Genomic DNA, 13706 nt, shown 5'->3' with positions numbered 1-13706 from the left:
TTTCGATTGACTCGCACCAAGCTTAGTTGTTGCCTTTCACATCAAAGTCGACTTTTTCACCGCCGGTAAAGACTTGGAAGCGTAGGCCTTTAGCACGCGCGATTGTCGTAATACCAAACTGTTTGGCAAGATCTAATCCCATTTGAGTCACACCAGAGCGGGACAGCAGAACTGGGATACCCATCTGCGCGACCTTAATCACCATCTCTGAGGTTAATCGACCCGTCGTGTAGAAGATTTTGTCGTCACCCGTTTCTTCATTAATCCACATTTCACCAGCAAGGGTATCAACCGCGTTGTGGCGGCCTACGTCTTCAACAAACGACAACACCTCGTTGCCTTTACAAATCGCACAGCCATGAACCGCACCGGCTTTTTTATAGGTGTCGTTGTAATGAATCAGAGCTTCGAGCGTCGCATAAACCTGAGATTGCTTAAGGGGCGTTTGTGGCACTTGATAGCCTTCAAGTTGCTTCATGACGTTGCCATACATGGTGCCTTGACCACAGCCGGAGGTGACGGTTTTCTTCTTTAGAGCTTCTTCAAGAAAGTCGGTATTTTCTTTGGTAATGACGGCTGCAGAGTGGGTTTCCCAGTCGATGATTAACGACTCAATCGCTGCTGGGTCGGACAGAAAACCTTGGTTTTTTAAATAGCCTAACACTAGAGAGTCAGGCCTTGAGCCGAGCGTCATTAACGTCACAATCTCTTTCCAGTTCAGCATGACAGTTAAAGGGCGTTCGCAGGCGATTTGCTTGGTAAGCTTTTCACCATATTCGTCATAGACGTCGACTTCGATAGTTTGAAGGGGATTTTCGCTTGTTCTAATAATGTTGGGTTTAACCACGCGTATATCCTTTTGGTCGGGCAGTAGCACAAGCCCATTGGCTTGATTATTGCTTAGTTTTCAACTAATGCTTAAACGATTATTACCAATAAAGTTTTGGCACGCAAATAACTTACGCTAATTTAGGGATATGAAATGCAGTCAGAAACTCCTGAATCCATTCCTAACCAATCTTCTACTTTTGATGTTCAGTTGGTTGAAAAGAATGAACATCAATGGCCGATTCAAATCGACCTGTCTGTTGTTGAAAAGCAAGTGGGACGCTGGACGAGCACGCAGCGCGAACTAGATGGCTTTCAACTAGACATCACAGACAACAGCAAACCTCATGCCATTTTAGAGCTGTACCGTGATGAACGGACAGATTATCGGTTTAACTTAAGCTCTCAGAATCCAATGTTGTTCGTCGTGCTTGATAGTCATGACGAAATGAGTCTAAAACCCATATTGGTGACGGCGTCACAGGCAGTGGCTGGGTCATTTATGGATGGGGATTACTTGGTGCTGTCCAAACCGATTCCACTGCCTATTCAGGCATGGATGGAAGCATTCATTGGCAGACATGGCGAACTTCTTGAAGTAAGACGTAAGAAGCGCAAAGGGGCGGGGCGTTCAAGTGGCAAATAGTTTTTTATCGCGTTGGTCACAGCGTAAATTAGAGGAACAATCACAACGTCAGGATGAGCCAGAAGAGGTGGTGGCTAGCGATGAGGAATTGGTCGCGCCCTCTGCTTTAGCATCAGACAGTGAAGCACCTGAAACCCCTGATATGGCGTCAGATAACCAAGAGCTGGCGATTGACAACGATATTGACGTTGACAGCGAAAAAGGTGAAGAAAGCGAACTGACAATATCTCAGCTTCTTGCTAACACGGAGGTCGATAAAGCCATCAAGAAAGCGGCACTGAGAAAACTGTTTATGCAGCCTGAGTTTAATGTGGTCGATGGACTGAATGATTATGACCATGATTATTCGGCGGTAAAACCGCTGGCCAGTGAGGTCGCAGAAACGCTAAGAGGATGGGTGAAAGACATCGAGGAAAATCTGGAACAACAAGAAGAGATTGAGGGCTCTGATGTCATAGCTTCGAACGAAACAGATGTGCAGAGTGATGAAGGTGAGCAGGATGCTCTCGATAGCATGGAGACAAAGTCATCACAGGTAAATGATGACACCTCGGATACAGAAACTTCCTAAAAGATTGAAATTGAGACAAAATTTACCACATAGAAAGTAGGTACATTTTGTCTCAACTTAATTTCTCAATCAGTGAGACAAAATGTCTCACGCGACAAATAGCCTCATACATATTGAGTTGTTTTTATCTAATGCACTAATAAATAAAGTGTTTTTTTCATATTTATAGTTGGAACAGTAATTGCAGTCTAGTGCAAATGGTTCATATGAAACCAATAAACGGAGCATAAAGACTCCAACACTGGAAACAAGCGATGATAAAACAACTATTACAACAAGCGACATCTAAAAATGGACGTGCGCGTTGCTACGCGTTTGAAAATACCGTTGAGTTATCCAACTTAATACCGCCAACAGTAAGCTATGAAAGTCATGGCGACACACTGATTGTCGGGCCAACCGCAATTATCACCAGTACCGCTGAGCAGTTAACAGCGATGCATTCGGTCACACTGCTTTCTACAGACGGCGAGCCTTCTGAGCATAACAATCTTTATTATGCCGACAGCATCGAAATCTCAGGATTCTTAGGTACCTTTAGCGTCCATATCCATAACAAAAACACCCATAGCAATTTAGCGGAAGTGTCAATTGGAAGAGACTGCTTTGATATTGTCGTAGACCATTCTCTTAACGGCTGCATGTCAGAAGAAGTACCTGTGCCTGGCTACTACCCAGTTGGTCGTGGTTACCCAACACTGGCTGACGCACTCGAAGAAATTCCTGGCTTAATGGGTACGTTCGACAAACCGAAGTATTTTCGTCTAGACACAGATATGTGTGCCCATAGCTCTCGCGGAGTAAAAGGCTGTGAGCGCTGTGTAGATGCATGTCCTGCGGGCGCATTGAGTAGCCAAGGTAACGATAAAATCGGTCATAAGATCGAGATAAACCCATACCTTTGCCAAGGTGTCGGAACTTGTGCCACAGCCTGCCCAACGGAAGCCATTCATTATGCGCTGCCAACACCTCAAGAAACGCAAAAGTTTATCGAGCGTACGCTAGCCAATTACCACCAACAGGGCGGCGAGAATGCGATCGTTTTGATCTGCAGCTCACGTCATGAAAGCTATAACGTGATGGCGCTGAAGGTATTACCGGATAACGTGATTCCCGTTGTGGTTGAAGAGCTACCCTCAGTCGGAATTGATACTTGGTTTGCTGCATTGGTTAATGGCGCAACACAAGTGCTATTTGCCGCAAGTCGTCATATGCCTGAAACCATTCAAAGCGTTCTTAATCGTGAAGTGGGAATGGCGCAGCAGCTACTCGAGAACCTCGGTTTGGCGCGTGAAACCATTGACATTTTATACCTAGAATCATTGCGTGAAGGATTGCCTACCTTAGTTGATTTCGATCTAGGTCTTCGCCTTGGAGACGTAGAAGGCAATAAACGTCAAAGGCTATTCCATTCTTTGGATGCGTTATCCGATAAACACGGTGTCACCGATACCGTTCAGCCTCTTCCGACAACCGCACCGTACGGCACCGTGAACTGTGATACCGACAAATGCACGCTATGCATGGGCTGTGTTGCCGTTTGCCCAACGAAAGCACTCTACAACAAAGGTGATAGACCTGCTTTGGATTTTGTTGAGCAAGATTGTGTTCAGTGTGGAATGTGCGAAAAAGCGTGTCCGGAATCGGCACTGTCTCTGACCCAGCAAGTTAATTGGGATAAAGCGTCACGCACCTGTGTTGTGGCATTGCACGAAGAAAAGGCAGCAGAATGCTTAAGCTGCGGTAAGCCTTTCGCACCTCAATCGATGATCACCATGCTACAAGATAAGTTACGCGGTCACTCGCATTTTGCTAATGACGCGGCACTGCGCCGTATTGCGATGTGTGAAGACTGCCGAGTCGTCGATATGTTTGAAAACATGGCTGAAAACCCAGAACAGCAACTGAAATACTAGGAACGGATGTCAATGGATAACGAAAATAACCAACTAAGAAGTGACATTTACCTGCTTATCTCGACGTTATGTCGTGGTGCTCCAGAGCGCGAGTTACTTGATTTCCTTTCTACTTTGGAAATTGAGTCGGGCATTAACCAAATGACCAGTGCTTGGGAAGGGCTCGCAGAGGCGGCAAAGAATGCAGAAGTGAGTGCTGTGGAGGATGAATATCAAGATCTGTTCATTGGTATCGGTAAAGGCGAGGTGATTCCATTTGCGTCATGGCATCTAACAGGCTCATTGATGGATAAGCCGTTGGCTGTTCTTCGTCATGACCTGAGTCTGTTAGGCCTTGAGCGTGAAGAGTTGGTTAAAGAGCCTGAAGATCATATTTCTGCGGTGTGTGAGGTACTCGCGCACCTTATTGACCAACAAAAAGAGACAGAGGCGAAAGCATTCTTTAATCACCACCTGTCTCCTTGGTACACAGATTTGTGCCGTCAGATTGAAACAGCACCCAGTGCTCAGTTTTATCCGTCTGTCGCGGCACTAATGCAAGCATTTTTCGATGTAGAGCAGGTGAGCTATGCGCAAAACCCTGGCACTACGCAGACGAAAATGAAAATAGACGTAAAAAATATAACCACTAAGTAATGTCAGCTAACGAGAGATGCCATCACAACGGATAGGTATCCACTCAGGGAGCAAACTATGAGTAAACAAACCAAACGTGACGATAAAAGTGAATTTAACGAAAATCGTCGAAACCTATTAAAGGGCTTGACCACAGCAGCAGTCGCCGGCGCAGTGATCTCAGGTACCGCACATGCAGCAACTAACACTGAGCTAGTTGATGTGAAATCCGATGACGAGAAGAAAACAGGTTATCGTGAAACACAGCATGTTAAAGATTATTACGACACACTGTAGGAGCAAAGCATGAAACTAACCAAACGCTCCGACAATGTGAGCAAAAATGAAAACAAGCTAGGACTTAGCCGTCGCGCATTTATGCGTAACTCTTCTATTGCGGCAGGTGGTTTAGCCGCAGGTGCTTATGCGTTCGCACCAGGAATGATCAAAAAAGCACACGCCGAATCGGTTCCGGCAGACGCGAAAACGGAAGTCAAACGTACTATCTGTTCTCACTGTTCAGTGGGTTGTGGTATCTATGCCGAAGTACAAAATGGCGTGTGGACTGGCCAGGAGCCAGCCTTTGATCACCCATTTAACGCTGGTGGTCACTGTGCGAAAGGCGCGGCCTTGCGTGAGCATGGCCATGGTGAGCGTCGTCTTAAGTACCCAATGAAACTTGAAGGCGGCAAGTGGAAGAAGTTGAGCTGGGAAGATGCGATTGAAGAGATCGGCAACAAAGTTCTAGAGATCCGCAAAGAGTCTGGTCCAGATTCCGTTTACTGGCTGGGCAGTGCAAAGCACAGCAACGAACAAGCGTATATGTTCCGCAAAATGGCGTCACTTTGGGGTACCAATAACGTCGATCACCAAGCGCGTATCTGTCACTCTACAACAGTATCCGGTGTTGCGAACACTTGGGGTTATGGTGCAATGACCAACTCTTTCAATGACATGCACAACTGTAAGTCGATGCTGTTCATTGGTTCAAACCCTGCTGAAGCGCACCCGGTAGCTATGCAGCATATTTTGATTGCTAAAGAGAAGAACCGTTGCCAAATAGTGGTGGCCGATCCTCGTCGCACGCGAACAGCAGCAAAAGCAAATCACTATTGTTCACTTCGTCCGGGTACTGACGTTGCGTTTATCTGGGGTCTGTTATGGCACATCTTCGCCAACAAGTGGGAAGATCAAGAGTTCATTCGCCAACGTGTATACGGTATGGATGAAATCCGTGCTGAAGTGGCGAAATGGAACCCAGAAGAAGTTGAGCGCGTGACTGGCGTTAGCGAAGCGGATGTTTATAAAGCTGCGAAGATCCTTTCTGAAAACCGTCCAGGCAGCATCATTTGGTGTATGGGTGGTACGCAGCATACTACGGGTAACAACAATACTCGCGCTTACTGTGTACTTGAGCTTGCTCTGGGTAACATTGGTAAGTCGGGCGGTGGTGCAAATATCTTCCGTGGTCACGATAACGTACAAGGTGCAACCGACTTAGGTGTTCTTTCTCACACACTACCTGGCTACTATGGCCTTGCAGAAGGCTCATGGAAACACTGGGCGAAAGTCTGGGATTTGGACTACGAATGGGTGAAAGCTCGTTTTGACCAAAATGAATATCGTGGCAAAAAACCAATGAACAACATGGGCATCCCTGTGTCCCGTTGGATAGATGGTGTATTGGAAAACAAAGACAACATCGAGCAAAACGATAACATTCGTGCCATGTTCTACTGGGGTCATGCGGTGAACTCGCAAACCCGTGGCGTAGAGATGCAAAAAGCGATGCAGAAGTTGGACATGATGGTGATTGTCGATCCATACCCAACTCACGCGGCGGTAATGAACAACCGTACGGATGGTGTTTATCTGCTGCCAGCAACCACCCAGTTTGAAACTTATGGTTCTGTGACTGCCTCGAACCGCTCGCTTCAATGGCGTGACAAGGTTATCGAACCACTCTTCGACTCTAAGCCTGACCATGAGATCATGTACCTTCTCACCAAGAAACTTGGTTTCGAGAAAGAGTTATTCAAAAACGTTGCCGTTGAGAATAATCAGCCAAACATCGAAGACATTACTCGAGAGTTCAACAAAGGGATGTGGACGATTGGCTACACAGGCCAGAGTCCAGAGCGCATCAAAGCGCACCAGCAAAATTGGCACACCTTCCATAAAACCTCATTGGTAGCAGAAGGCGGCCCGATTAATGGCGAAACTTACGGACTGCCTTGGCCATGCTGGGGTACACCAGAGATGAAACACCCAGGTACCCATATCCTTTACGATACGTCGAAAGCCGTTGCCGATGGTGGTGGTAACTTCCGTGCTCGTTTTGGTGTTGAGTTTGAGGGCAATAACTTATTGGCTGAAGATAGCTATTCACTGGGGTGTGAACTTGAAGATGGCTATCCAGAATTTACCGACAAGCTGATCAAGCAGTTAGGTTGGTGGAATGACCTCACCGAAGAGGAAAAAGCGGCAGCGGAAGGTAAGAACTGGAAGACCGACTTGTCAGGCGGTATCCAGCGCGTTGCTATTAAGCATGGGTGTATGCCTTTCGGTAACGCAAAAGCGCGTGCCATTGTATGGACATTCCCGGATCGCGTGCCACTGCACCGTGAGCCACTTTACACACCAAGACGAGATCTGGTTGCTGATTACCCAACGTGGGATGACAGCGAATCCATTTATCGTCTGCCGACCATGTACAAATCGATACAAGACAAAGACGTATCTGGCGAGTACCCAATTGTTCTGACGTCTGGCCGCTTGGTTGAATACGAAGGTGGTGGTGAAGAAACACGTTCTAACCCATGGTTGGCAGAGCTTCAACGCGAGATGTTTGTTGAGGTGAACCCGAAAGACGCTAATGACATCGGTTTCAAAGACGGAGACATGGTGTGGGTTGAAGGTGCAGAGAAAGGGCGCATTAAGGTGAAAGCCATGGTGACACCTCGCGTGAAACCGGGTCTGGCGTTTATACCATTCCACTTCGGCGGTAAGTTCCAAGGAGAGGACCTAACGAACAAATACCCAGAAGGTACCGTGCCTTACGTCATTGGTGAAGCGGCTAACACAGCGACCACCTATGGTTATGACCCAGTGACTCAGATGCAGGAAACCAAAGTCACTCTCTGTAACATTAAGAAAGCGTAAGGAGTCACCTAATGGCTAATATGAAATTCCTATGTGACACCAAACGTTGTATTGAATGTAACGGCTGTGTCACCGCATGTAAAAACGAAAATGACGACGCACTTCAATGGGGTATTCAGCGTCGTCGCGTGGTTACGTTAAATGATGGTCTTCCGGGCGAAAACTCGATTTCAGTGGCGTGTATGCACTGTACCGACGCACCTTGTATGGCGGTATGTCCTGCAGACTGTTTCGAGCGTACAGAAGATGGCATCGTACTTCACAACAAAGATCTATGCATTGGTTGTGGCTACTGTCTGTTTGCTTGCCCATTTGGCGCACCTCAGTTTCCGAAACAAGCCGCTTTTGGTGAGCGCGGAAAAATGGACAAATGTACTTTCTGTGCTGGCGGCCCTGAAACGGAAGATAATTCAGAGGAAGAGCGTGCTAAGTACGGTGCAAACCGTATTGCTGAAGGCAAGCTGCCAATGTGTGCTGAACTTTGTTCAACCAAAGCGCTACTGGCGGGTGATGCAGCGAAAGTTTCAGATATCTTCCGTCAACGTGTTGTGGAACGCGGTGCGAAAGATGCGGGCTGGACCGATGGCAACGACCTAGCTTACGACGCGACTAAAAGCTAATGGAGAGAGCAATGGCTATTTTGTCTAAACAACAAGGTTTGCTTGGCTCTGTCTTCCAATTACTGCTGCCAGTGTTGGCAGCAGTGGTTCTTGTGATGTCGTTTGGCGTACATGCTGAAGAAAGTAAGAGCAATAAAGTTGTTCAAGGTGAGATGACACAGCTTGCTGGTGCTGACTATTGGCGCATGGTGAAAGAAGGGGTAGAGGGGACAACCACCTCTGCGTCTCCTGAACACGGTGTGTTAATCAGTACACCTGGTGAAACGTGGTACATCTTAAAAGAGAAGTGGATGTCTCCGGCTGGCGCGGTCGCCATCTTTGGTAGTATTACCCTTGTGATGTTAGCGTATTTCATTGGCGGTCCGATGAAACTCTCTGGCGCCAGAACGGGCAGAAAACTGCAACGATGGAGTCGAATGGATCGAGCTCTCCACTGGAGTATGGCGTTTGTATTTTTAACGCTGGCCTTCAGTGGTCTTATGCTGGTTTATGGCAAGCACTTTATGAAGCCTTACGTCCCGACAGACTTGTGGGGCTGGACCGTCTATTTGGCGAAACAGTACCACAACTATATGGGCCCTATGTTCCTTGTCCTCCTAGTAGCACTGCTTATTAAGTGGTGGAGTAAATCTATTTTCACAAAAGTGGATGTGCAGTGGTTTATGAAGTTAGGCGGCATGGCCGGTAAGCATAAGGGCAGTCATCCATCGGCGGGGTTCTCTAATGCGGGTGAGAAAGTTCTGTTCTGGATGTTGATCATTGTTGGTGCTGTCGTTGCGGCAAGTGGTCTTATCCTCGATTTTCCAATCTTCGGTCAAACACGTCGTGATATGGAATGGTCAAACCTTATCCATATGCTGGCGGCATTGATCCTGATCTGTGGTTTCATTTTCCATATTTATATCGGCTTGTTCGGTATGGAAGGGGCCTTGGAAGGTATGGTGACAGGTGAAGTTGACGAAACGTGGGCTAAGGAGCATCACGACCTTTGGTATGAGGAAGTCAAACACGAGCTCGATAACCCAACACCTGAACCAGAAAAATCACCACCTAGCGATGCTAAAACACGCAGCGATATGAGTTAAGGGAGAGATCAAGAATATGCACCAACAACACAAAGGTATTTGGATAGCTTACATTCTTAGCCTCTTTACGCCTTTTACGCTATTAATCTCAGGCGTTATCGCTATAGTCTATGCGGGCTATCGCTTGGACAAAGGAGAGGATAGTGATGTGGTTAATTCTCACTATTATGGGTTGATCAGAACCTTCTTTCTCAACCTGACCTTCTTTGTTGTGTTAATTGTCACTGTAGCAACCTCCAATGGCTTGCTTAAAGGCGTAACGCATTATTGGTATCAGGCAACTTGGCTCGACCAGATTGCTAACTTCATCCCTTATGTAGGTATGCTGTTCGCATCGGTTGCGATTGTGGTCTGGATCATTCGTATGTTTGCTGGCATGAACAAACTTAAGCAAAACATACCGATGACGTTTGGAGAAAGTGCTGAGCCAATCAAACATCTGCCATAAGATTTGGTGGGTATATCGAGAAGGGTTGTAGTTAGACTACAACCCTTTTTTTATCTTCTTAGATGAGAGTCAGCAACATAAATGCAACATTACAGTGCACGCCAAATTGGTGCGCTATCCCTTATATGGTGCATTTAAGCCGTGTGGCGTAGCAGTCTTAGAAAACCTTATGAATTATAATTCCTTTAAATTCATTAGGTTATACTAAATTATATTGTTCCTATTAACTTGGAACGTTCTTTGCTCTAACTGTCGTTCAGTAAAAATTGCGCTCACCAAATTGGTGTGAAGCAATACGATGTAGCACGCTTTTGGTGCGTGCCAGTACTAAATGATAAAGGAGTAATCGACTTATGACCCCCTCTGTAGAGCACGTACATGGTGCAGTACAAACACTCACTCAGAGTTCAGATACGCTTTTCTTACTATTGGGTGCCATTATGGTGTTCTTAATGCACGCTGGGTTTGCATTTCTTGAGGTGGGGACGGTAAGGCATAAAAACCAAGTGAATGCCTTGGTGAAAATCTTGGCAGATTTTGGTGTCTCGGCCATTGCTTATTTCTTTATCGGCTATTGGGTTGCTTATGGCGGTACGTTTTTTGCGGATGCGGAAACCTTGTCGACGGGCAATGGCTATGAATTAGTGAAGTTTTTCTTCTTACTTACATTCGCAGCAGCGATCCCCGCCATTGTCTCTGGTGGTATAGCGGAACGCGCTCGGTTCTACCCAGTGTTGCTGGCAACTTTTTTCACGGTGGGTGTTGTTTATCCGCTGTTTGAGGGCATGATTTGGAATGGCAATTTTGGGTTTCAAAGTCTGTTAGAAGTGAGCTTTGGTGCTGGCTTTCATGACTTCGCAGGCTCAGTCGTTGTTCACGGTGTTGGGGGCTGGATTGCGTTAGTTGCCGTGATTTTCCTAGGGATGAGAAAAGGGCGTATTCGTGCTGGTAAACACACCAACTTTGCTCCTTCTAATATTCCTTTCTTAGCGCTCGGTGCCTGGATTTTAAGTGTTGGTTGGTTTGGTTTTAACGTAATGTCAGCACAAACTCTAGAGGGTATTAGCGGTTTAGTCGCAATGAATTCACTAATGGCGATGGTAGGCGGCATCTTAGCTTCTCTGTTTGCCGGGAAAAATGACCCAGGCTTTATTCATAATGGACCTCTAGCAGGTTTGGTTGCAGTTTGTGCCGGTTCTGACCTAATGCATCCTATTGGCGCCCTCATTACTGGCGGTGTTGCCGGTGCTCTGTTTGTTTGGGTATTTACTTATTTACAGAATAAAACGCAGATTGATGATGTGTTAGGCGTATGGCCGCTGCACGGTTTGTGTGGCGCTTGGGGTGGTATCGCTGCCGGTATTTTTGGTCAGCAAGCACTGGGTGGTTTGGGGGGCGTTAGCTTCGCTTCTCAGGTGGTTGGAACCGCGGCGGGTATCGTCATTGCGCTAATCGGTGCCGGTTTGGTGTATGGCATTCTTGATAAAATCACGGGTTTGCGTCTTTCTGAAGAAGATGAATATAAAGGTGCAGATTTAGCGATTCATAAGATCTCGTCAACAAACGAGGACTAAATGCTCGATTAGCTTCGTAACTCACTGAAATATAGTAGGGATTAGACCATGGTCTAATCCCTAAAACTATTGCTGTTATTCGTTCCATGATACTCTTATTGGTACAACAATAAGTCAGCACAAGGAAGGTCTATGAAGTTTCCCTATAAAAATGTCGTTGTTTTGACCGGTGCGGGTATTTCTGCTGAGTCAGGTATTCAAACGTTCCGAGCACAAGACGGGCTTTGGGAAAACCACCGAATAGAAGACGTGGCTACACCCGAGGGTTTTGTTCGTAACCCAGAACTTGTCCAAAACTTCTACAATCAACGTCGTCGCAAACTCCAGCATGACGATATCTTGCCCAATGCTGCACATATTGCGCTAGGTAATCTTGAGCAAGAGTTAGAGGGCAGTGTTACCGTCATTACACAAAATATTGATAACCTTCATGAGCGTGGCGGAAGCGAAAATATCATTCATATGCACGGCGAGCTGTTGAAAGCGCGCTGCGAAGAGTCAGGCCAAGTTATCGATACCAAAGAAGATATCCTGACTGGAGATTTATGCCATTGCTGCCAAATTCCGTCGCAAATGAGACCTCATATAGTATGGTTTGGTGAGATGCCACTTCGAATGGGCGACATTTATGCTGCCATTGAGAAAGCCGATCTTTTCATCTCAATTGGCACCTCGGGCGTGGTGTATCCGGCAGCAGGTTTTGTCCATGACGCTAAAATGCATGGTGCTCATACTATTGAGATTAACCTAGAGCCTAGCGCAGTGCAGAGTGAGTTCGAAGAAAAGCGCTATGGTAAGGCGAGTATTGAAGTGCCTAAGTTAGTCAAAGAGATTTTGGAGTTGCAGACTCAAGGTAATACTGCTTAAAGCTATACCTATTACGTATTGCCTGTTGTGTATTATGCCATACCAACATTCCGTCATCCTCGAGAAATCGAGTATCTCCTGAAGCGCGCTGGGTGGTAACAATCATTGAAGTAGGCTAAGCGCGCGATAGAAGAACCCCTTTTTCAAGGGGATGAGACGTTTAGGAAGACTAGATACAACAAAGCCCTCCAAAGGAGGGCTTTGTTTTTAGGTCAACACTAAAATTAGTTATCGACTTTTAGCTTCTGGAAGTATTCTTCGTAAAGCGCGCCAGCTTCACCAACTTCGTCTTGCCACGTACCTGAGTCCATCACTTCTTGTGGTGGGAATACATTTGGATCTTCGGCGAATTCTTTCGGAAGTAATGGGTAAGCCGTTTTAACCGGTGTTGGGTAACCGATCTCAACCGCAATTTTCGCTGCATTTTCTGGACGAAGTAGGAAGTCAATCATCTTATGAGCAGCTTCTGTGTTCTTCGCACCAGATGGGATTGCTAGGCTATCCATCCAGAAAATCGTGCCTTTTTCAGGCCATACGATATCGATAGAAGCGCCTTCTTGGCGAGCCATGTACGCTGAACCATTCCAAAGCATACCAAGTGAAACTTCACCCGCTAGGTAAGGGTTTGCAGGGAAGTCTGAGTTAAATACCAGTACATTAGGCACTAACTTTCTAAGCTCTTCGTACGCCGCTTTTATTTCATCTGGATTCGTCGTGTTTGGTGAGTAACCAAGCTTAGTGAGTGCAATGTGGAATACTTCACGTGAGTCGTCCATCATCATTAACTGACCGTCCCACTGAGGGTCCCACAAATCACCCCAAGAGCTTACGGCAGAGCGATCAAGCATATCGGTATTGATACCAATGCCCGTTGCACCCCAGATATAAGGAATAGAGAATTTGTTGTCTGGGTCAAAAGGCTTGTCTAGATAGTTAGGATCTAGATCTTGATAATGAGCTAGCTTTTCTTTGTCTATCTCTTGAAGCATGCCTTCTTTACGCATCTTAGATACGAAGTAAGTAGAAGGAACCACGAGATCGTAACCAGAGCCTTGCGTTTTCAATTTCGCATACATGCTCTCATTAGATTCGTAAGTAGAGTAGATGACTTTAATGCCAGTTTCTTTAGTAAAGTCTTCCAGTACTTCGCTAGGAATGTATTCAGACCAGTTGTAGAAGTAAAGTTCTTCGTTGGCTGCAAACGCCGGGGTAGTGAAGAGAGTCGCCGCACATAGTGCGCCTGCATACAATTTGCTTTTCATTACTTTTCCGTTTGTATTGGTAAACAAAGAGTCTCTAAGAGACATGACGATATGGGAAAGTAGGGTTTCCCACACTACTTTGCACGCCATCATTATTTGATGTGCATCACAA

The 13706-nt window shown here is 46.3% G+C and carries 13 protein-coding genes; 11 read left to right on the top strand and 2 right to left on the bottom strand.

Annotation, left to right across the window (positions count from 1 at the left end; translation table 11 throughout):
* Nucleotides 1–22: 22 nt before the first annotated feature.
* Nucleotides 23–847: a formate dehydrogenase accessory sulfurtransferase FdhD gene (locus AAA946_RS08195; RefSeq protein ID WP_338164412.1), complete on the bottom strand. Its 825-nt coding sequence runs from the start codon at nucleotides 845–847 to the stop codon at nucleotides 23–25.
* Between the two features lie 135 nt (nucleotides 848–982).
* Here AAA946_RS08195 and AAA946_RS08190 point away from each other — a divergent pair, with 135 nt between their 5' ends.
* The 11 genes from AAA946_RS08190 (at nucleotide 983) to cobB (ending at nucleotide 12332) form a co-directional block, all read left to right on the top strand.
* Complete coding sequence (locus tag AAA946_RS08190; RefSeq protein ID WP_338164411.1) at nucleotides 983–1474, top strand: DUF3305 domain-containing protein; 492 nt, start codon at nucleotides 983–985, stop codon at nucleotides 1472–1474.
* Nucleotides 1464–2045 (top strand): DUF3306 domain-containing protein, encoded by a 582-nt coding sequence (locus AAA946_RS08185; RefSeq protein WP_338164410.1) that lies wholly within the window; start codon nucleotides 1464–1466, stop codon nucleotides 2043–2045. The genes AAA946_RS08190 and AAA946_RS08185 overlap by 11 nt, the downstream gene beginning before the upstream one ends.
* A gap of 254 nt (nucleotides 2046–2299) precedes the next feature.
* Nucleotides 2300–3961 carry a 4Fe-4S binding protein gene (locus AAA946_RS08180; protein WP_338164409.1) on the top strand — a complete coding sequence of 554 codons (1662 nt, stop codon included), beginning with the start codon at nucleotides 2300–2302 and terminating at the stop codon, nucleotides 3959–3961.
* A 12-nt stretch (nucleotides 3962–3973) separates the two neighbouring features.
* Nucleotides 3974–4597, top strand: coding sequence for a TorD/DmsD family molecular chaperone (locus tag AAA946_RS08175; protein WP_338164408.1), 624 nt, complete (start codon nucleotides 3974–3976; stop codon nucleotides 4595–4597).
* A gap of 57 nt (nucleotides 4598–4654) precedes the next feature.
* Nucleotides 4655–4873: a twin-arginine translocation signal domain-containing protein gene (locus AAA946_RS08170; protein WP_338164407.1), complete on the top strand. Its 219-nt coding sequence runs from the start codon at nucleotides 4655–4657 to the stop codon at nucleotides 4871–4873.
* Between the two features lie 9 nt (nucleotides 4874–4882).
* Nucleotides 4883–7738 (top strand): formate dehydrogenase subunit alpha, encoded by a 2856-nt coding sequence (locus AAA946_RS08165; RefSeq protein ID WP_338164406.1) that lies wholly within the window; start codon nucleotides 4883–4885, stop codon nucleotides 7736–7738.
* 11 nt (nucleotides 7739–7749) lie between these two features.
* Nucleotides 7750–8358: a formate dehydrogenase FDH3 subunit beta gene (gene fdh3B / locus AAA946_RS08160; protein ID WP_042501521.1), complete on the top strand. Its 609-nt coding sequence runs from the start codon at nucleotides 7750–7752 to the stop codon at nucleotides 8356–8358.
* 95 nt (nucleotides 8359–8453) lie between these two features.
* The gene (locus AAA946_RS08155) at nucleotides 8454–9443 is read left to right on the top strand and encodes a formate dehydrogenase subunit gamma (protein WP_445206100.1); all 990 of its coding nucleotides are present in this window, start codon (nucleotides 8454–8456) and stop codon (nucleotides 9441–9443) included.
* A 16-nt stretch (nucleotides 9444–9459) separates the two neighbouring features.
* The gene (locus AAA946_RS08150; RefSeq protein WP_338164405.1) at nucleotides 9460–9891 is read left to right on the top strand and encodes a hypothetical protein; all 432 of its coding nucleotides are present in this window, start codon (nucleotides 9460–9462) and stop codon (nucleotides 9889–9891) included.
* A 353-nt stretch (nucleotides 9892–10244) separates the two neighbouring features.
* Complete coding sequence (locus AAA946_RS08145; RefSeq protein WP_338164404.1) at nucleotides 10245–11465, top strand: ammonium transporter; 1221 nt, start codon at nucleotides 10245–10247, stop codon at nucleotides 11463–11465.
* A gap of 132 nt (nucleotides 11466–11597) precedes the next feature.
* The gene (gene cobB, locus AAA946_RS08140) at nucleotides 11598–12332 is read left to right on the top strand and encodes a Sir2 family NAD+-dependent deacetylase (protein WP_338164403.1); all 735 of its coding nucleotides are present in this window, start codon (nucleotides 11598–11600) and stop codon (nucleotides 12330–12332) included.
* 224 nt (nucleotides 12333–12556) lie between these two features.
* Here the strand turns inward: cobB and AAA946_RS08135 are convergent, their stop codons facing one another.
* A complete protein-coding gene (locus AAA946_RS08135; protein WP_338164402.1) occupies nucleotides 12557–13594 on the bottom strand; it encodes an extracellular solute-binding protein in 1038 nt (345 codons plus the stop codon).
* Between the last annotated feature and the right edge of the window lie 112 nt (nucleotides 13595–13706).

It is taken from the genome of Vibrio sp. 10N (assembly GCF_036245475.1).
GTDB lineage: Bacteria > Pseudomonadota > Gammaproteobacteria > Enterobacterales > Vibrionaceae > Vibrio.
This window is presented reverse-complemented; position numbering and strand designations above follow the sequence as displayed.

What these genes read in the sequence shown, in the direction of transcription:
- AAA946_RS08190 (WP_338164411.1), top strand. Translation starts at nt 983, where the DNA reads ATGCAGTCAGAAACTCCTGAATCCATTCCTAACCAATCTTCTACTTTT.
- AAA946_RS08180 (WP_338164409.1), top strand. Translation starts at nt 2,300, where the DNA reads ATGATAAAACAACTATTACAACAAGCGACATCTAAAAATGGACGTGCG.
- AAA946_RS08175 (WP_338164408.1), top strand. Translation starts at nt 3,974, where the DNA reads ATGGATAACGAAAATAACCAACTAAGAAGTGACATTTACCTGCTTATC.
- AAA946_RS08170 (WP_338164407.1), top strand. Translation starts at nt 4,655, where the DNA reads ATGAGTAAACAAACCAAACGTGACGATAAAAGTGAATTTAACGAAAAT.
- AAA946_RS08165 (WP_338164406.1), top strand. Translation starts at nt 4,883, where the DNA reads ATGAAACTAACCAAACGCTCCGACAATGTGAGCAAAAATGAAAACAAG.
- fdh3B (WP_042501521.1), top strand. Translation starts at nt 7,750, where the DNA reads ATGGCTAATATGAAATTCCTATGTGACACCAAACGTTGTATTGAATGT.
- AAA946_RS08155 (WP_445206100.1), top strand. Translation starts at nt 8,454, where the DNA reads ATGTCGTTTGGCGTACATGCTGAAGAAAGTAAGAGCAATAAAGTTGTT.
- AAA946_RS08150 (WP_338164405.1), top strand. Translation starts at nt 9,460, where the DNA reads ATGCACCAACAACACAAAGGTATTTGGATAGCTTACATTCTTAGCCTC.
- AAA946_RS08145 (WP_338164404.1), top strand. Translation starts at nt 10,245, where the DNA reads ATGACCCCCTCTGTAGAGCACGTACATGGTGCAGTACAAACACTCACT.
- cobB (WP_338164403.1), top strand. Translation starts at nt 11,598, where the DNA reads ATGAAGTTTCCCTATAAAAATGTCGTTGTTTTGACCGGTGCGGGTATT.
- AAA946_RS08135 (WP_338164402.1), bottom strand. Translation starts at nt 13,594, where the DNA reads ATGAAAAGCAAATTGTATGCAGGCGCACTATGTGCGGCGACTCTCTTC.